The organism is Bradyrhizobium sp. NAS80.1 (assembly GCF_001908205.1).
GTDB lineage: Bacteria > Pseudomonadota > Alphaproteobacteria > Rhizobiales > Xanthobacteraceae > Bradyrhizobium.
On sequence record NZ_LGHL01000128.1, the window covers coordinates 73,771 to 92,248 of the forward strand.

Sequence of the window (18,478 nt, forward strand, 5' to 3'; positions counted from 1 at the left end):
GGACATGGGTTCTGAACATACCGCAAAGGCCTTCGACACCGACCTCCAGGAACTCACCCGCCTGGTCGCCGAGATGGGCGGGATCGCCGAGCGCATGATCGTCGATTCCGTCGACGCGCTGATCCGCCGCGACGTCGCGCTCGGCCAGCGTGTCGTCACCACCGATGCGGAGCTCGACGCGCTGCAGAAGCGGATCGAGGAGCGTGCCGTGCTCACCATCGCGCGCCGCCAGCCGATGGCGGTCGACCTGCGCGAGATCGTCGGCGCCATGCGCGTCGCAACCGATCTCGAGCGCATGGGCGACCTCGCCAAGAACATGGGCAAGCGCGTCGCGGCGCTGGAGACGGACTTCCATCCGCTCAAGCTGTTCCGTGGCCTGGAACATATGACCGACCTCGTGCAGCAGCAGGTCAAGTCAGTGCTGGACGCCTACGCCGCGCACGACCTGCCAGCGGCGATGGCGGTGTGGAAGGGCGACGAGGAAGTCGACGCCATCTGCACCTCGCTGTTTCGCGAACTCCTCACCTACATGATGGAGGATCCGCGCAACATTTCGTTCTGCATCCACCTGATGTTCTGCGCCAAGAACATCGAACGCATCGGCGACCACGCCACCAACATCGCCGAGACCGTATTCTACATGATCGAGGGTCAGGCGATCGCCGACAAGCGGCCGAAGGGCGACATGACGACCTTCACCGCGACGGTCCCGAATACCTGATTACGCAAGGAGCGACGACCCAATGGGCGCACGCATTATGGTGGTTGAAGACGAGGAAGCTCTCACCGAGCTTCTTCGCTACAACCTCGAGGGCGACGGCTATGACGTCGAGACGGTGATGCGCGGCGACGATGCCGACACCCGCCTCAAGGAGCACATCCCCGACTTGATAGTGCTCGACTGGATGTTGCCGGGACTATCAGGCATCGAACTGTGCCGCCGTCTGCGCACCCGTCCCGAGACCAAACAGCTCCCGATCATCATGCTCACCGCGCGCGGCGAGGAGAGCGAGCGGGTGCGCGGTCTTGCGACCGGAGCCGACGATTACATCGTCAAGCCGTTCTCGGTGCCGGAGCTGCTCGCGCGCGTGAAGGGCCTTTTGCGGCGCGCAAGCCCGGAGCGGCTCGCCACCGTGCTGGCCTATGGCGATATCGAGCTCGACCGTGAGAAGCGCCGCGTGGCGCGCTCGGGCCGGCCGATCGATCTCGGCCCGACCGAATATCGCTTGCTGGAGTTCTTCCTGGAGCATCCCGGCCGCGTGTTCTCGCGTGAGCAGCTGCTCGACAGCGTCTGGGGCCGCGACATCTATATCGACGAGCGGACCGTCGACGTGCATATCGGCCGCCTGCGCAAGCTGCTCAATCTCGGCCGCGAGCAGGATCCGATCCGCACCGTCCGCGGCGCCGGCTACGCGCTGGATGATCGTTTCGCGAAGGCGGAGCAGACGTAAGTCTGCCGGCGATTTTGATGTGATTGGCGAGCTGTCGCCACAATCTCCGCTGTCGTCCCGGCGAAGGCCGGGAGACCCATAACCACTGGGCGTGGTTTGGCGAAGACTCGGAGTTGCCCCTTCACGCAACAACCAGGGGCTCGGAGTACGGGTCCCTGCTTTCGCAGGGACGACATCGAGTTTGTTGAGCCGTCACCGCGTGACGGCGCCGTCTTTGCAGTCAGCTAACTCACCGCGTGCCCGGCTTCGCCGACGGTCGGCGCCGATCCGCCGCCGGCTGGTACGCGACGCGCGAGTGCTGGGCGCAGTAGGGCAGGCCGGAGAGCGCCCTGCCGCCGCAGAAGAAGAAATCCGGGCTCGAGGGATCACCGACCGGCCAGTGGCAGGTTGCCTCGTTCAGCTCCAGCAGCGACAGCCGCTGGCTCATCGGCACCACGTTGTCGTAGGTGACCGGATCGGGCTCAACCTCGACCTCGAAGGCCTGGGCCAGCGCGGTGTTGCCGCGCGAGATCGGACGGCTCACCCGCATCATGTGCTGCGCGGGGCGGGCCTTGCGCGGCCGGGGAGCGGCAGATGAGGGGCTCTTGGCGCGGCCGGACAGGCCGAGCCTGTGCACCTTGCCGATCACGGCGTTGCGGGTCACATTGCCAAGCTCGGCCGCAATCTGGCTGGCAGAAAGTCCTGCTTCCCAGAGCTTTTTCAACTGCTCGACGCGATCGTCGGACCAGGTCAAAACCGTCATTGGCACCCTTTCCTTCGCCCGCGCCTGCCATACTGGGGCCGCACAGCGAATGCCTAAGCTTCGAAAAACCCGTGCCGCCAGAATCCCTTAAGGCTCGCCGGGCGCACCTAGAACGCCCGAACGTTTACGCCGGTACATGAGGACTTAGAGGATCAGAACTGCTGCACGAGATGTCGTATCTGACAGGCCAAACGCTACAATATGGCGTGACTCACGCGCAAGAGTCCGCCGACTCGCGTCCACATGTTCCGTGGCGAAATTACGCAAAATCGTCACCGCAAGACTACGGATTCAGCGTTTCGCGAGGCTTTCCGGGCAGCATTGACACCGGTTCTCCCGAGCATAAGATAGTGTCACGTGCCGCCCTTAAAAGGCGGCACGTTTCGTTTTCCGGGCCGGTCAATGGTGCGCTGCGCAATGCACGCTTCACACCGTCCGCAGCACCCAAGTGATCGTCATGACCAACAGCGCCGCGCCGCATCTGCTTCCCGTTTTCGCCAGAGCCGACATCGGTTTCGAGCGCGGCGAAGGCTGCTGGCTCATTGCCACCAATGGAGATCGCTATCTCGATTTCACCTCGGGCGTGGCGGTGAACGCGCTCGGACATGCCCATCCTGCGCTGGTCAAGGCGCTGCAGGAGCAGGCCACAAAACTCTGGCACATGTCGAACCTGTTCCAGAGCCCGGATGGTGAACGTCTCGCCGCGCGTCTGTGCAACGAAAGCTTCGCGGACTTCGTGTTCTTCTGCAATTCCGGCGCCGAAGCGCTGGAATGCGTGATCAAGGTCGTGCGCCGCTATCACGCTGCGAAAGGCCATCCCGACCGCTATCGGATGATCACGTTCGAGGGCGCCTTCCACGGCCGCACGCTGGCGACGCTGGCCGCAACCGGCTCCGCCAAATATCTCGAAGGTTTTGGTCCGCCGATGGATGGTTTCGACCAGGTCCCGCATGGCGACATCGAAGCCGTGAAGAAAGCGATCGGTCCGCAGACCGCCGGCATCCTGATCGAGCCGATCCAGGGCGAGGGCGGCGTGCGTTCGGCGACACCCGCTTTCCTCAAGGCGCTGCGCCAGCTCTGCGACGAGCGCGGCCTGTTGCTCGCATTCGACGAGGTGCAGACCGGCATGGGCCGTACCGGCGATCTGTTCGCCCATCGCCGCTTCGGCGTCACGCCCGACGTGATGTCGCTGGCGAAAGCGCTCGGCGGTGGCTTCCCGATCGGCGCCTGTCTTGCGACCGCGGAAGCAGCGTCCGGCATGACGCCCGGCTCGCACGGCTCGACCTTCGGCGGCAATCCGCTCGCGATCTCAGCTGCGAATGCGGTGCTCGACGTCATGCTCAAGCCCGGCTTCTTCGATCACGTGCAGAAGATGTCGCTGCTGCTCAAGCAGAAGCTCGCCTCCGTAATCGATCGTCATCCCGAAATCGTCAGCGAAGTGCGCGGCGAGGGCCTCCTGATCGGCATCAAGGCCGTGGTGCCCTCCGGCGATCTCGTCGCGGCGCTGCGCGAGCAGAAGCTGCTCACGGTGGGGGCCGGCGACAATGTCGTCCGCTTCCTGCCGCCCTTGATCGTCACCGAAGCCGAGATCGAAGACAGCGTCGGGCGGCTCGAGCGCGCCTGTGCTGCGCTGTCGTCCGCTCAGGCCAAGCAGGCAGCAAGCTGATGAGCAAGCCCAAGCATTTCCTGGATATCAACGAGCTGCCGCTGTCGGAGCTCAAGCGCATGCTCGCCGCGTCCTCCGCGATGAAGGCGAAGCAGAAAGCGCACCAACCGGTCAAGCCGCTCGAAGGCAAGACGCTGGCGATGATCTTCGAGCGTCCGTCGACCCGTACGCGCGTGTCGTTCGATGTCGGCATGCGCCAGCTCGGCGGTGAGGCGATCATGCTCACCGGCGCCGAGATGCAGCTCGGTCGCGGCGAAACCATCGCCGACACCGCGCGCGTGCTCTCGCGCTATGTCGATGCCATCATGATCCGCATCCTCAACCATGATGCGCTGCTGGAGCTTGCGGCGAACGCCACGGTGCCCGTCATCAACGGCCTGACGCGACGCTCGCATCCCTGCCAGGTGATGGCCGACCTGATGACCTATGAGGAGCATCGCGGCCCGATCGAGGGCAGGACAGTGGCCTGGACCGGCGATGACAACAACGTGCTGGCGTCCTGGGCGCACGCGGCCGAACGGTTCAAGTTCAAGCTCAACGTCGCAACGCCCCCCGGAGCTCGCACCGAAGAAGGTGATGCGCGACTGGATCAAGGCGACTGGTGCGCCGATCGTGCTCGGCACCGATCCCGAGGCCGCCGTGAAGGGCGCCGATTGCGTGGTCACCGACACCTGGGTGTCGATGGGCGACAAGGAGGGCGAGCACCGTCACAACGTGCTCAAGCCCTACCAGGTCAATTCCAAGCTGATGTCGCTGGCCAAGCCCGACGCGCTGTTCATGCACTGCCTGCCTGCCCATCGCGGCGAGGAGGTCACCGACGAGGTGATCGACGGCCCGCAATCGGTCGTGTTCGACGAGGCCGAGAACCGCCTCCATGCGCAGAAGGGCATCTTGGCCTGGTGCTTTGACGCGGTGAAATAGCGCGGCGACGGAGTGGATGGCTGCGCCGGCGGTCCCGTCCTCCGCTGTCGTCCGGCGAGGACTCGGAGCTATCATCTCGGGCTACAACGTAATCCTGTGGTTATGGGTCCCGGGCTCGCGCTTCGGGACGACATCGAATTTGCGGTATCGTCGTGCGCTCCATAGCTGCATCCGGAACACATCGCCTCGCGCCCCTTCCATTTCACCTCCTCCGACCCCAGATAGAGCGCCATGGTTTCCCAATCCCCCGACATGAAAACCGGGCCTGAAGGCCCGGTTCGCGCACCATCATCGGTTCCCGTCGATAACGCCGTGCTGCCCTATGAGGTCGACGCGCTCGACGTGCGCGGGCGCCTGGTTCGGCTTGGTCCTGCGCTCGACGAGATCCTGACCAAGCATGACTATCCCGCGCCGGTCGGCAAGCTGCTCGGCGAGGCCATCGTGCTGACGACGCTGCTCGGCTCGGCGCTGAAATTCGAAGGACGCTTCATCCTTCAGGCGCAGACCGATGGTCCGGTGTCGTTCCTGGTCGTCGACTACATGGCGCCGGATCGCCTGCGCGCCTATGCGCGCTACGACGCTGCGCGTCTCGGCGATGCCAGGGATTCCGGCACGCTGCTCGGCCGCGGTCATCTCGCCATGACCATCGACCAGGGCCCCGACATGAGCCGCTACCAAGGTCTGGTCGCGCTCGACGGCGGCAGTTTGGAAGACGCCGCCCACGAATATTTCCTGCGCTCCGAGCAGATCCCGACGCGCGTGCGCCTCGCAGTCGGCGAGGAGTGGCGCTCGAGCGACGGCGGCAAGCATCGCTGGCGCGCCGGCGGCATGCTGATGCAGTTCTTGCCCAAGGCGCCGGAGCGTGCGCGGCAGGCCGACCTGCATCCCGGCGATGCGCCCGAAGGCGTCGAAGCGCACAGCGTCACTGAAGACGATGCCTGGGTCGAGGCGCGCTCGCTGATCGAAACCGTCGAAGACGTCGAGCTGATTGATCCCGAGCTCTCCAGCGAGCGGCTGCTGTTCCGCCTGTTCCACGAGCGCGGCGTGCGCGTGTTCAAGCCGCTGGTCCTCAAGGCACAATGCTCCTGCTCGCGCGACGCGGTCGCCTCCATGCTCAAGAGCTTCTCGCCCGACGACCGCACCGCTATGGTCAAGGACGACAAGGTCGTCGTGACCTGCGAGTTTTGCTCGTCAGTCTACCACTTCACGCCGCACGAGGCGGGCGTCGAGGACGCGTAGCCTATCCATTCTCCGTCATTGCGAGCGCAGCGAAGCAATCCAGAATCTTTCCGCAGTAACAGTCTGGATTGCTTTGCTGCGCTCGCAATGACGAGGTGGAGGCAGCGGGCGCCTTACTCTCCACTCGTGCCCCGGACGCACGCAGCGTCCCTTCGACGGTGCGCTGCAGAGCCGGGGCCCATCTCACCGTGTCTTACCGTGTCGCCTTCTGGGGCCCGGCTCTGCGCAGCAACGCCGTAAGCGCGTTTACGCGCGTCTTCGACGCGCTATGGCGTTGCAGCGCGTCCGGGACACGAGAGTGAGTGATCGGCAAACTGCTCGCCAAAGGCTAAGGCAGCGCCGCCTGCCTCAGTTCAACACGCGTTTGTTGTCCGGGCTGTCCAGCGAAAAGGTCGGCACGTCGATCTCGAAGCGTTCGCCGCTTTCGCTGACCATCTGGTAGCGGCCGGTCATAAAGCCCGAGGCGGTCGAGAGCGGTACGCCCGAGGTGTATTCGAAGCGTTCGCCGGGGGCCAGGATCGGCTGCTCGCCGACCACGCCCTCGCCCTTCACCTCCTGCTGGCGGCCGGAGGCGTCGGTGATGATCCAGTGCCGCGTCTTGAGCTGCACGGTCTCGTCGCCGGAATTGGTGATGACGATGGTGTAGGACCAGAAAAAACGGGACCGGTCGGCCGACGACTGTTCCGGAACATAGTTCGGCTCGACGGTTACTTCGATCTGGCGGGTCACGGCGCGGTACATGGCTGCCATCATAACGAAAACCCGGCCGGGAACCAATCGCCGCAGGCGGCTTTCGCGACATCGTCCCGCCAGAATTCGCGAAGAATAGAGCCCAAACTGATCCGGCCGCTTTGCGAGACGACGACCGGACCGGTACAATCCATTCAGCATCGCAATTTGCGGAAGGGTTTCAGGCCCCGATGACCATTGCCGATCAAGTGACGGGATCGACGATCGCGGGAACCGCGGAGGCCAAGCCGCGCGCGGCCGCGCCGGCCATCTCGCTCCCCGCCATCGGCGAGCGCGAGCTCCGGCTCGACCTGTTCCGCGGCCTCGCGCTGTGGCTGATCTTCATCGACCATCTGCCGCCGAGTCTTCTGACCTGGTTCACGATCCGCAACTACGGCTTCAGCGACGCGACCGAGATCTTCATCTTCATCTCTGGCTACACCGCGGCCTTCGTCTACGGCCGGGCGATGCTGGAAAGCGGCTTCGTCATCGCCACCGCGCGCATCCTGCGGCGCTGCTGGCAGATCTATGTCGCCCACGTCTTCCTGTTCACGATCTTCCTCGCCGAGATCTCCTACGTCGCGACCAGCTTCGAGAACCCGCTCTACACCGAAGAGATGGGCATCATGGATTTCCTCAAGCAGCCCGACGTTACCATCGTGCAGGCGCTGCTGTTGCGCTTCCGTCCCGTCAACATGGACGTGCTGCCGCTCTACATCGTGCTGATGCTGGCGCTGCCCTTGATCCTGTGGTCGATGAAGTGGCGGCCCGATGTCACGCTCGGCCTCTCGGTCGTGCTTTACGCGGTGACCTGGGAATACGACCTTTATCTCTCGGCCTATCCGAACGGCTTCTGGGCGTTCAATCCGTTGGCCTGGCAATTGCTGTTCGTGTTCGGTGCGTGGTGTGCGCTTGGAGGTGCGCGACGGATGTCGCGCATCCTGGCGTCACGCGTGACGATGTGGATCGCGATCGCTTATATCGTCGCGGCGTTCTACGTGACGCTGACCTGGTATGTGCCGCAGCTCTCCCACTTCATGCCGAAGCGGCTCGAGCAGTGGATGTATCCGATCGACAAGACCGATCTTGACGTGTTGCGCTTCACGCATTTCCTGGCGTTGGCCGCGCTCACCGTCCGCTTCCTGCCGCGGGACTGGCCGGGCCTGAAATCGCCCTGGCTGCGGCCGCTGATCCTGTGCGGCCAGCATTCCCTCGAGATCTTCTGTCTCGGCGTCTTCCTCGCCTTCGCCGGCCATTTCATCCTGGCCGAAGTCTCCGGCGGCGCAGCCATGCATGCGCTGATTAGTCTCTGCGGAATCCTGATCATGTGGGGCATGGCCTGGGTGATTTCGTGGTACAAGCGCGTGGCTGACAAGAGCGGTGCTAAAACCAAAAAACGCAGTCGGCAACGCCGACATGGCGGGAGGGGGCTGATGAAGGCGAAGGTTCTCCTGAGCCTGATCCTGCTATGCGGTGGCCTCGCCGCGCCGGCGGCGCGCGCGGGCGATGCTGCGCCTGCTGCTCCGGCCATGCCCGCAGCCTGCGAATTGCCGTCCTATCTGCTTACCACCGAAAGCCAGCTTCCGAAGGTTGCCGATGTCGTCAAGGCCGGCAGGCCGCTTGAAATCCTGGTCATTGGCAGCGGTTCGACCAGGATACCGTTCTCCGAGGACAGCTCCTATCCGGCGCGGATGCAGGCCATTTTGAAGGACAAGCTGCCGCCGTCGGAGGCCGTGAACGTCTCCGTAGAAATACAGAGCAAGAAGACGGCCGAGGAGGCGGCTGGAACCTTTGTTAAGCTGATGGAAGCAAAAAGGCCTACCTTGGTCATCTGGCAGACCGGGACTGTGGATGCTATCCGAGCCATCGATCCCGAGGAATTTCGCGGCGCGGTGACCGGAGGGGTTGCCGCATTGCAAAATGCAGGGGCTGACGTCGTGTTGATGAACTTGCAGTACAGTCCGCGTACCGAGACCATGATCTCGGCGCCGCCTTATCTCGACAATTTGCGGGTGGTGGCGCAGGAGCATGAAATCCCGCTGTTCGACCGTTTCGCGATCATGCGGCAATGGAATGATCAGGGTCAGTTCGACCTGTTCAGCCCGTCCCGCGGCCCAGAACTGGCGAAACAGGTCCATGATTGCCTTGGCCGGGCGTTGGCTCAGTTCGTGATCGACGCTGCCCATCTGGGGCCGGCCCAGCAGCAAAATTGAGGTCTAGCGTTAATGAGTTCTCTTCGCCCTTTTTGCCCGACGACATGGTTGGCCGCGCCCGCAGCAGCGGCGGTTCTGGTACTGACACTGCTGGCGCAGTCGCCCGCGCAGGCGCAAGCCGCGCAGGCAACGGCCGCCCCCACCGCTAATTCCGCTCCCGCATCACCCTCCCAGACCACGGTCGCCGCGACGCCGTCCGCTGAGCAGCGCGGCCTCACTGCGCGCGCCATAGACAAGGTGAAGCAGGTTGCGAAATCCGCTGGCGACATCTTCAGCCGCGTGCCCTGCCTGGCGCCGAAGGACAGCTCGAAGGCGATGGGCTCGCTGCCGCATGTCGCGGGCAAGCTCGTCGCTGGCAAGCCCGTCATCATCGTTGCGTTCGGCTCGTCGTCGACGGCCGGCTATGGTGCCAGCTCACCCGATTTCAATTATCCGACCCGCCTCGCCGCGCAACTGCGCCGGCACTATCCGACAGCCGACATCACCGTCATCAATGCCGGCGTCGGCGGCGAGGATGCGCCCGAGATGACCAAGCGTCTCCAGAAGGAGGTGATCGACGTGCATCCGGATCTCGTGATCTGGCAAGTCGGCACCAACGCAGTGCTGCGCAATCTCGATCCCGGCGATACCGCAAAAATGGTCGAGGACGGCATCGCCCGCATCCAGGCTGCCGACGAGGCCGACATCGTGCTGGTCGATCCGCAATATTCGCCCGCCGTCAATCAGCGCGCGGAGAGCGCGGGCAAAATGGTGAAGCTGCTCGGCAAGGTCGCCGAGCTCCGCCACGTCGGCATCTTCCCGCGCTTCGAGGTGATGCGTGACTGGCACGAGAAGCAGGCGATCCCGGTCGAGAGTTTCGTCATCGCCGATGGCCTGCACATGAACGATTGGGGCTACGCCTGCTTCGCCCAGCTCCTCGGCGACGACATCATCCGCTCCGTCGGTCAGATCAAGCTCGGCGTGAATGTGCCGCCGGACGTGCGCACGTACCGGCCGATGTAGATGTCGTAGGGTGGGCAGAGGCGCGCTCTTCGCGCGCCGCGCCCACCATCTATCGGCGCCGGGATCGTGAACGGTGGGCACGCTTCGCTTTGCCCACCCTTGTATTAGCCCGACCGCTCGATCGCCTCACGCCTTCTCCAGCGCTGCCGTCAGATCCTCGATCAGATCGTCCGCGTGCTCGAGCCCTGCCGAGAAGCGGATAAAGCCCTCGCTGATGCCGAGCTCGGCGCGCACTTCCGGCTTCAGGCGCTGATGCGTCGTGGTCGCCGGATGCGTCACGAGGCTCTTGGCGTCGCCAAGATTGTTCGAGATCTTCGCAAGCTTGAGCTCGTTGAGCACGCGGAACGCCGCGGCCTTGCCGCCCTTGACCTCGAAGCCGACCAGTGTCGAGCCGCCGCGCATCTGCTTCTTCACCAGCGCCGCCTGCGGATGATCGTCTCGGCCGGGGTAGACCAGCCTCGAAATCTTGGGGTGGCTCGCCAGCACGTCCGCAATGCGCGCTGCGGTGTCGGTCTGCGCGCGCACGCGGACGCCAAGCGTCTCCAGGCCCTTGAGCAGGACCCAGGCGTTGAACGGCGAGATCGACGGGCCGGTCTGGCGCATGAAATTGTGGATGTGCTCGGCGATGAAGGCTTCCGACGAAAGGATGACACCGCCGAGACAGCGGCCCTGGCCGTCGATGTGCTTGGTCGCGGAATAGACCACGACGTCAGCACCAAGCGCGAGCGGGCTCTGCCAGATCGGGGTCGCGAACACGTTGTCGACGACGAGCCGCGCGCCACCCTTGTGCGCGATCTCGGCAATGCCGGGAATGTCGAGCACGTCGAGCGTCGGGTTGGTCGGACTCTCCAGGAAGAACGTCTTGGTGTTCGGCTTCAGCGCGCGCTGCCACTGGTCGAGATCGAGCCCATCGACGAGCGTCGTCTCGATGCCGTAACGCGGCAACAGATCCTGCACGACATAGAGGCACGAGCCGAACAGGGCACGCGAGGCCACGACGTGATCGCCAGCCTTCAGCGGCGCTAGGATCGCGGTGGTCACCGCGGCCATGCCGGTCGCGGCCGAGCGGGCGGCTTCGGCGCCTTCGAGCTCGATCATGCGGCGCTCGAACATCGCGATCGTCGGGTTGGAGTAGCGCGAATAAATGAAGCCGGGATCTTCGCCCTTGAACCGCGCTTCGCACTCCTCGGCGCTGTTGTAGACGTAGCCCTGGGTCAGAAACAGCGACTCCGATGTCTCGCCATATTGCGAGCGCAGGGTGCCGGAATGGACCAGGCGGGTTTCGGGACGGTAAGCAGCAGGCGACTTCGACATAGGTACCTCCGACATGACCACGCGAGCGAAATGGTCACAAAAAAACCGGCCTGGAAATCTCCACTGGCCGGGATCACAGAGGTCCCCGGCCTGTTTAGCGACTTATTTAACGTGGCTGCAAGCCGGCCGGCTCAAATCACCACGGGATAAGTCATGCTCATATTCCGCAATGCCCTTTCCGTCAAGGCGTCCATCGGATAGCCGTAAAAGGTTCATTTTTCCGCGTTTTCGGATGCGTTTGACCCCGAAGAGGACCACCGTTTGACGTTCACGGTCGCTGCCGACGCCAATGGTATCCTGCCCGACCGCATGATCGCGGCGATGGCGGAAGCGGGGCTCATTCTGCCCGCTTACGACTTTGTCGAGAGCCAGATCCAGCCGGCGAGCCTCGACCTGCGTCTCGGCGACATCGCCTATCGCGTCCGCGCCAGCTTCCTGCCCGGCCCCGGCGCCACCGTCGCAGAGCGTATCGACGAGTTGAAGCTGCATGAGTTCAGCCTCGCCGACGGCGCGGTGCTGGAAACCAACTGCGTCTATATCGTGCCGCTCCTCGAAAGCCTCGCGCTGCCGCCGGAGATCGTCGCGGCCGCGAACCCGAAGAGCTCGACCGGCCGGCTCGACGTCTTTACCCGCGTGATCGCCGACGGCACCCGCCGCTTCGACATGATCGGCGCCGGCTATCACGGCCCACTCTACGCCGAGATTAGCCCGAAGACGTTTCCTGTGCTGGTGCGCGAGGGCTCGCGCCTGTCGCAGGTGCGCTTCCGCACCGGTGATGCCATTCTCAATGCCGATGAGCTCGATGCCTTGCATGCGACCGAGCGCCTCGTCGACATCGACGATGCCGATCTCTCCGGCGGCGTCGCTGTCTCCGTCGATCTCTCCGGCGAAAAGGCGAACGGCTTCGTCGGCTACCGCGCCAAACGCCACACCGGCGTCGTCGACGTCGATCGGCGTTCCGGCTATTCGATGGAGGATTTCTGGGAGCCGATCTCGGCCCGCCCCGACGGCAGCCTGATCCTCGATCCCGGTGAGTTCTATATTCTCGCTTCGAAAGAGGCGGTGCAGGTGCCACCCGATTACGCCGCGGAGATGGTGCCGTTCGATCCACTCGTCGGCGAGTTCCGCGTTCACTATGCCGGCTTCTTCGATCCCGGCTTCGGCTATGCCGGCGCCGGCGGGCAGGGCGCGCGCGCCGTGCTGGAGGTGCGCTCGCGCGAAGTGCCCTTCATCCTCGAACACGGCCAGATCGTCGGCCGCCTGGTCTACGAGAAGATGCTGGCCCGCCCCGACGCGATGTACGGCCAGCGGATCGGCTCGAACTACCAGGCGCAGGGCCTCAAACTATCGAAGCATTTTCGGGTGTAGCGATCTGTAGCTCGCCCCGCTGTCATTCCCCGCGAAGGCGGGGAACCCAGTAGGCCGCGGCGTATCAGGCTCGATAGCAGGCGCATCGCCCGATCAAGTCGGGCGGTGACGCCGAATGTGTGGCAGGATACGTAGCGAAGTCCGAGCTACATGCGAGGTAGTGGAATGGCCAATCCATCCGAACTTGATGCAAAGATCGTCGAAGACGTCGCGGACGCGCTGATCTATTCGGATCGCTCCGGCACGATCGTGCGCTGGAATCGTGCATCGACGGGCTTGTTTGGTTTTTCGGCGGACGAGGCGCTGGGCCAAAATCTCGATCTGATCGTTCCCGAACATCTGCGGGCCGCGCACTGGAAGGGTTTTGAAGCCGCGATTGCGAGCGGCAGCATGAAGCTCGCCGGCCGGCCGACGCTCACCCGCGCGCTGCACAAGAGCGGACGCAAGCTCTACATCGAAATGACCTTCGCGCTGGTGCGAGCTGCCGGCGGCGCAGTGCTCGGATCGGTCGCGATGGCGCGCGACGTCACCGAGCGTGTCGAGCGTGAGCGAGCCGCCAAAGCTGCGCAAAATTCGTGATGCGGAATTGACGGGCTGTCATGCAGGGCGCCCTGCATGGGCGTCAGCTTGCCTGTCACCGGGTGCAGTGACACACTCGATCAAACAACGATCGGGAGCGAACATGACCGCGACGGCTGATTCTGCGCAGGAAGCCCAATGGAAGCGCTGGCGCGCGGTCGCCGATCTCTATCATGCCTACTTCACCGGCCTCATCCTCACCGTGGTCACGCGGCGCGGCACCGCGGATGCGGCCGAATTCGTCTTCCGCGTGTTTCGCCGCCAGCAGCAGGAGCGCTTTCTGCCAGGGCTCGAAAAGCTCGGCCTCAGCCATCTGCCTCCGGCGGTGGCCGCCGCGCAATACCACTATCTCTCCAACTGGATCGGCGGCGTGCATGTCGAATACATGTATGAGAGCGATGTCAAAGCGTGGATCCGCTATCCGCCACCGCGCTGGATCTGGAGGGGCACTGCGATCTGCGGCGTGCCGGGCGAGGTCAGCCGCGCGATGCTGCGCGGCTGGCACGCGAACAACGGCGTCGCGCTCGGTGATACCAGACTTGGCTTCGTCTGCACCAAGCAGAGCGTCGACGGCCAGGACGGGCTCGAAGGCTACTACTTTCAATACGACCATCCGCTCGAACTCGAGCAGCGTCTGGTGTTCGCGCGACATCTGGAAGCGCCGCTGTTCGACGCCAAGACTGCGCCGGCGCTGCCTGTCTCGAGTTGGCCGAAGCCGCGGCTCGAAAAAGCCTATCGCAACTACGCGATGGAATATGTGCGCACCGCCGCGCCCGTGATGGTGCAGCTGTTCGGGCTGGAGGATGCCGGCTATCTCCTGCACCTCACCGGCAAGCTGATCGGCATGCAATATTTCGACGAGGTCGCAGCCGCGCTCGCGATGAACCGCGGCGGTGCGCGCGAATTCGCATCGTTCCTCAATGCCCTGTTCGCCGCGCAGGACGATACCGCCGGGACCTCGCAATCCGAAGGCACGTTCGAGATCCGCCAGCAGAGCTGGAAGCTGATGGAAGATGTCGCCGACTATCACCGCGCCTGCGCCAGGGTGCTGGAGGGCCTGTTCGAAGGGCTGGCCGCGGGATGCGGCCGGCACATCGGCGTGCATCTGCGCCCGACGCCAAGCGGCCGCCCGCCACTGGTCTGGACCATCGGGTAATTCCATCTCTTGAAATGCGCTGCCGCAGGGCACGCCTGCACCTGGCGCAGGAGGAATCGGCGCGCACCGTGCTAACAAGCCTCTCGCCGCGCCTTTCGCGCGATGAAATTGATTGGCACACCTAGTCATTGCCGCGCCGCAAATGGCGCTTGTGCCCGGGAGAGGAAATGTCCGACATCGCCGAAATCCCGGTCGATGAACAAGAACGTCCGCTGCCACCGCCCCCGCGACCGGTCAAGAGCGCGCTGACCGACGGGCCGATCCTGCGCACGCTGGTGGGGCTGGCCTGGCCCAACGTGGTCGCGCTCTCCGCCGGCACCTGCGTGGTGATCGCCGAGACCTCCTATATCGGCCGGCTCGGCGTCGAGGCACTTGCCGCGATGGCGTTGGTGTTTCCGACAGTGATCCTGACCATGACGATGTCGGGCGGCGCCATGGGCGGCGCGGTGGCCTCAGCCATCGCACGTGCGCTCGGCGCCGGTGATCGCGAGCGCGCCGGCACGCTTGCCGCGCATGCGCTCTTGATCGGCGTCACCTTCGGCCTCGTCTTCATGCTGGGCATGCTGGTCTTCGGGCGGCGCGTGCTTGAGCTGCTCGGTGGCCGCGGCGATGTGCTCACGCATGCGGTCGCCTACACCCAGGTATTCTTCGGCGGCGCCGTGCTGCCCTGGCTGCTCAACACTATGGCCGGAGTCCTGCGCGGCACCGGCAACATGAAGCTGCCGTCGCTGCTGATCCTCAACTCCGCGGTCTGGCAGGTCGTGCTCGGCGGCACGCTGGGGCTCGGGCTCGGGCCGGTGCCGCAACTCGGCATGCGCGGCGTCGCGGCCGGCGCGCTGATCGCCTATTCCATGAACATCTGTGTGATGGGCTGGTACCTGTTTTCGGGGCGCGCGCGCGTTGTGCCGAAGTTGCGCGGACTTCGCGTCCAATGGGCGATGTTCTTCGACATCCTGAAGGTCGGTGCGATCGCCTGTTTCTCGCCGCTGCAATCGGTGCTGACGATCTCGATCTTCACCCACATGCTGGCGAAGTTCGGCACCCCGATCCTCGCTGGCTACGGCATCGGCGCGCGGCTGGAATTCCTGCTGACCTCGATCGCGTTCTCGTTCGGCATCGCCTCGGTACCGATGATCGGCATGGCGGTCGGCGCCGGTCGCATCGCGCGCGCCCGGCGCATCGCCTGGATCGCGGGTGCCAGCGCCTTCGTTGCCGTCGGCGCGCCGGCATGTCTGGTCGCGATCTTCCCCGATCTCTGGGTCAACATCTTTACGGACAGCGTGACCGTGCGCGCGGCCAGCCACCAATATCTGTCGACGGTGGCGCCATTCTACGCTTTCATTGGCCTCGCCTCGACGATGTACTTCTCCTCGCAAGGCGCGGCGAAGGTGATCGGCCCGGTGCTGGCGCAGACTGCGCGTCTCATCTACATCGCTGCGTGCGGCTGGTGGCTGTCCACGCATGACGCCACCGCGCAGAGTTTCTTCTGGCTGGCTGCAAGCTCGATGGTCGTGCTCGGCCTCCTCTCGTGCTCCAGCGTGGTGCTGACACGCTGGGGACCGCGCGAGAGCAAGCCCGCAATCAGACCGGCTCTTTCGGCCGCGGCGGACTAGGACGTGTACGAATAAGGGCGCGGTGCACGCTTGTGAGGTAGGTGAAGTCGCCTTGCCGGATTTTTGTTTCTGAATGTTCCTAGCCGACCTTTGGCAACTTCGAGTAACCGGAGCTGGTCTTGCCGAATGCTCCGCGCCAGCTCTTGGGGACAACGTCGCATCGAGTCCATCAAAAGCGGAAAGCCACATGACCTCGATTTCGGCGCTCTCCTCCCACCACCATCACGCATCACCATTGCAGCGACTACAAGATGAACTGCAAGCGGAAGTCAGTTCAGGCGCGATCAGTTCGTCCGATCAATCGGCACTGTCGTCCGCGCTCAGCGACATTGACTCCGCCTTGCAATCAAGCAGTGCGAGCGATCAGTCCAGCGGCAGCAAATCACCGCCTGAAGCCTTCAAGTCGAAGATCGATGATCTCATCCAGCAGGAAGTTTGGGCCGGCAAGCTGACCGACCAGCAGGCCACCGAGCTGCAAGGTATCTTCAAGGCAGCGCTCTCCCATGGACCGGGTGGGGCAGGTGGACCGGGCGGAGCAGGCGGACCGCCGCCATCCGACGGACCTCCTCCCGCCAACGGCGCGGATCGTTCGTCAAGCGGCAGTTCGGCGACGGACCTGCTTCAACAATTCCTCGATTCGTTCAAAAGCCTGCTCACGGATTCGACCTCTTCCGGTGCGATGGGATCAAGCGACACGACGAATGCGAGCGGGTCTTCTGCGGCCAGCGGCGCGGACACTTCGTCGAGCGGCAATTCGGCGACGGACCTGCTTGAACAATTTCTTCAGTCGCTGAAAAATTCGCTCGCGGATTCGACCTACAGCGCGACGCGACCAAGCGACCCGACGAAGGCGAGCGACCCTTCGCTTTCCGGCATCCTTATCAACGATCGGATCTGATATCAGCGACGCATCATCCGCTTGGCGCGGCGGCTGTACGCTGCCGCGCTTCAGCGATGCATGTGGCGGCGATGACCGCCACTGCCGCCGACATTGGCGAGCCGCATCAGTTGCGGGATCATCGCCATCATGTCGCCGCCGCCGGAACCAGCGAGCATGCCCATGATATCGCCGCTGCCCATGCCGCCGATCCCGGTCGGCATGGTGACGCCTCCACCCATCGGCGCAGAGCCGCCATAATTCGGCGGGCCAAAACCGCCGCCCATCATGCCGCCGAGCCCGCCGCCGTTCTCCATCATGCGGCCCATCATCGGGCCCATGGTCTGCATCAGCAAGGCGAAGCGGCGCTTGCCCATCTTCGCCTTCATCATCTCCAGCATTGGCGCCATCTGGGTCATCATGTCCTCGCCGCCGGCACCTCCGCCGCCGCCGAGGAACTGCGCCTTCGCCGGCGCGCTTGCGATCGATAACAACAGCAGTACGGCAGCTGCCTGGCAGATCACCTTGTCAGCACCTCTCATGGCATGCTCCTCGCGTGCGTGGCTTCGCGGGGAGAGCTGAGCCAACCGGACGCACGGTGCCATCGTTAGGACTGAGGCGGGGATGGCTCTGTGAAAAAAGTCACGCAGGCGCGAGCATGATCCGGAAAAGCGTGCGGCGGCTTTTCGAAAGGATCATGCTCAACAGAAGCCTAGGCGGCTGGCGGAAACGCCCTGTGCATGGCGGACACGGCCTCCTTCGCCTGTCCCTGGATGTAAGCCGCAAGTTCGTTCGGCAGCATGTCGATGATCCAGAGCAGCCGGCACCTCGTCTCGCCTTCGGCGATTACCTGCACCGAAGCGCTGTAATACTTCAGCTGCTCGTTGTTGATGGCATAGACCAGGCGCTGCCGCGCATCGTCGCAGTCGACGAGCACCTCGCGTAGGACGGAGCCGTTGGCGAACGTGATGATCCGTGCATCGCCGTCGAGCGTGCACGCGGTGACGAAGCCCGGCACCAGCCGCTGATGCAGCGCGCCGAAATCGCGAACCGCGTCCCAGACGTCGTGCGCGGAGGCGGAGAGGGGGATGTCGTTGTGGATGGAGGCCATGAGAGTTCCTCAAAATGCAGAATTGGGTGGGCAAAGGCGCGTAGCCCCGTGCCCACCATTCATCGCATTGTCGCGAGCAATTGGTGGGCACGCTTTCGCTTTGCCCACCCTACGAGATCTCGTACGCGGCTAACGCTCATGCGCAAACCGCCTCGACATTGTTGCCGTCGGGATCGATCAAAAACGCCGCATAGTAAGTCGGGCTGTAATCCTTGCGCGGGCCGGCGCCGCCATTGTCGCGGCCGCCGCTCTTCAGCCCTTCGCTGTGAAACGCCTTGACCGCATCGTGGTCCTTGGCGCGGAAGGCGATGTGCGCGCCGTCGGCCTGCCGTCCCTTGTTCAGGTGCAGCCAGAGCGCCGGCTCGCCCTTCGGCCCGAAGCCGGCATAGCCGTCGCCGCTGGAGCAAAGGACATAACCGAGCGGCGCCAGCACTGCGGTGTAGAAGCGCGTGGCCGCGTCGAGGTCGGTAACGCGAAGGCCAATGTGGTCATACATG

17 protein-coding genes, 2 pseudogenes and 1 riboswitch are annotated in these 18,478 nt (G+C 64.2%); of the genes and pseudogenes, 13 read left to right on the forward strand and 6 right to left on the reverse strand.

Annotated features, from left to right (window positions below; all coding sequences use genetic code 11):
* Positions 1 to 4: 4 nt before the first annotated feature.
* Together phoU and phoB are read left to right on the forward strand one after the other, a co-directional pair.
* Positions 5 to 721, forward strand: coding sequence for a phosphate signaling complex protein PhoU (gene phoU, locus AC629_RS27595; protein WP_084808053.1), 717 nt, complete (start codon positions 5 to 7; stop codon positions 719 to 721).
* 22 nt (positions 722 to 743) lie between these two features.
* Positions 744 to 1,451 carry a phosphate regulon transcriptional regulator PhoB gene (gene phoB, locus AC629_RS27600; RefSeq protein WP_074122952.1) on the forward strand — a complete coding sequence of 236 codons (708 nt, stop codon included), beginning with the start codon at positions 744 to 746 and terminating at the stop codon, positions 1,449 to 1,451.
* 229 nt (positions 1,452 to 1,680) lie between these two features.
* Here phoB and AC629_RS27605 read toward each other — a convergent pair whose 3' ends face one another.
* A complete protein-coding gene (locus AC629_RS27605; RefSeq protein ID WP_084808054.1) occupies positions 1,681 to 2,193 on the reverse strand; it encodes a GcrA family cell cycle regulator in 513 nt (170 codons plus the stop codon).
* A 457-nt stretch (positions 2,194 to 2,650) separates the two neighbouring features.
* On the opposite strand from AC629_RS27605, the gene AC629_RS27610 reads away from it, so the two are divergent.
* The 3 genes and pseudogenes from AC629_RS27610 (at position 2,651) to AC629_RS27620 (ending at position 6,019) form a co-directional block, all read left to right on the forward strand.
* A complete protein-coding gene (locus tag AC629_RS27610; protein WP_084808108.1) occupies positions 2,651 to 3,859 on the forward strand; it encodes an aspartate aminotransferase family protein in 1,209 nt (402 codons plus the stop codon).
* Positions 3,859 to 4,780 (forward strand): annotated as a pseudogene (gene argF / locus AC629_RS27615) (ornithine carbamoyltransferase). The gene AC629_RS27610 and the pseudogene argF overlap by 1 nt, the downstream one beginning before the upstream one ends.
* A gap of 231 nt (positions 4,781 to 5,011) precedes the next feature.
* Positions 5,012 to 6,019, forward strand: a complete 1,008-nt coding sequence (locus tag AC629_RS27620) for an Hsp33 family molecular chaperone (protein WP_084808055.1) — start codon at positions 5,012 to 5,014, stop codon at positions 6,017 to 6,019.
* A gap of 348 nt (positions 6,020 to 6,367) precedes the next feature.
* Here the strand turns inward: AC629_RS27620 and apaG are convergent, their stop codons facing one another.
* Entirely contained in the window at positions 6,368 to 6,760 is a 393-nt protein-coding gene (apaG, locus tag AC629_RS27625) for a Co2+/Mg2+ efflux facilitator ApaG/CorD (RefSeq protein WP_084808109.1), read from the reverse strand.
* 179 nt (positions 6,761 to 6,939) lie between these two features.
* Here apaG and AC629_RS27630 point away from each other — a divergent pair.
* From AC629_RS27630 to AC629_RS27640, 3 genes and pseudogenes are all read left to right on the forward strand, one after another.
* A pseudogene (locus tag AC629_RS27630) lies at positions 6,940 to 8,182 on the forward strand (OpgC domain-containing protein).
* A gap of 95 nt (positions 8,183 to 8,277) precedes the next feature.
* Entirely contained in the window at positions 8,278 to 8,961 is a 684-nt protein-coding gene (locus tag AC629_RS27635; protein WP_502693057.1) for an SGNH/GDSL hydrolase family protein, read from the forward strand.
* Between the two features lie 12 nt (positions 8,962 to 8,973).
* Positions 8,974 to 9,963, forward strand: a complete 990-nt coding sequence (locus AC629_RS27640) for an SGNH/GDSL hydrolase family protein (RefSeq protein ID WP_084808057.1) — start codon at positions 8,974 to 8,976, stop codon at positions 9,961 to 9,963.
* Positions 9,964 to 10,089: 126 nt separating this feature from the next.
* Here the strand turns inward: AC629_RS27640 and AC629_RS27645 are convergent, their stop codons facing one another.
* A complete protein-coding gene (locus tag AC629_RS27645) occupies positions 10,090 to 11,277 on the reverse strand; it encodes an O-succinylhomoserine sulfhydrylase (protein WP_084808058.1) in 1,188 nt (395 codons plus the stop codon).
* Positions 11,278 to 11,350: 73 nt separating this feature from the next.
* A riboswitch (SAM riboswitch) is annotated at positions 11,351 to 11,430 on the reverse strand.
* Between the two features lie 108 nt (positions 11,431 to 11,538).
* Here AC629_RS27645 and AC629_RS27650 point away from each other — a divergent pair.
* The 5 genes from AC629_RS27650 to AC629_RS27670 all read left to right on the forward strand — a co-directional run bounded on the left by AC629_RS27650 (position 11,539) and on the right by AC629_RS27670 (position 16,891).
* Entirely contained in the window at positions 11,539 to 12,645 is a 1,107-nt protein-coding gene (locus tag AC629_RS27650; protein ID WP_084808059.1) for a 2'-deoxycytidine 5'-triphosphate deaminase, read from the forward strand.
* A 165-nt stretch (positions 12,646 to 12,810) separates the two neighbouring features.
* Positions 12,811 to 13,224, forward strand: coding sequence for a PAS domain S-box protein (locus tag AC629_RS27655; protein WP_084808060.1), 414 nt, complete (start codon positions 12,811 to 12,813; stop codon positions 13,222 to 13,224).
* A 103-nt stretch (positions 13,225 to 13,327) separates the two neighbouring features.
* Positions 13,328 to 14,380: a hypothetical protein gene (locus AC629_RS27660; protein ID WP_084808061.1), complete on the forward strand. Its 1,053-nt coding sequence runs from the start codon at positions 13,328 to 13,330 to the stop codon at positions 14,378 to 14,380.
* 167 nt (positions 14,381 to 14,547) lie between these two features.
* Entirely contained in the window at positions 14,548 to 15,993 is a 1,446-nt protein-coding gene (locus AC629_RS27665) for an MATE family efflux transporter (protein WP_084808062.1), read from the forward strand.
* A gap of 187 nt (positions 15,994 to 16,180) precedes the next feature.
* Positions 16,181 to 16,891 (forward strand): hypothetical protein, encoded by a 711-nt coding sequence (locus AC629_RS27670; protein WP_084808063.1) that lies wholly within the window; start codon positions 16,181 to 16,183, stop codon positions 16,889 to 16,891.
* A gap of 50 nt (positions 16,892 to 16,941) precedes the next feature.
* Here AC629_RS27670 and AC629_RS27675 read toward each other — a convergent pair whose 3' ends face one another.
* The 3 genes from AC629_RS27675 to AC629_RS27685 form a co-directional block, all read right to left on the reverse strand.
* Entirely contained in the window at positions 16,942 to 17,412 is a 471-nt protein-coding gene (locus AC629_RS27675) for a hypothetical protein (protein ID WP_084808064.1), read from the reverse strand.
* Positions 17,413 to 17,582: 170 nt separating this feature from the next.
* A complete protein-coding gene (locus AC629_RS27680; RefSeq protein ID WP_084808065.1) occupies positions 17,583 to 17,981 on the reverse strand; it encodes an SRPBCC family protein in 399 nt (132 codons plus the stop codon).
* Positions 17,982 to 18,117: 136 nt separating this feature from the next.
* Positions 18,118 to 18,477, reverse strand: coding sequence for a VOC family protein (locus AC629_RS27685; RefSeq protein WP_074118746.1), 360 nt, complete (start codon positions 18,475 to 18,477; stop codon positions 18,118 to 18,120).
* Position 18,478 lies beyond the last annotated feature (1 nt).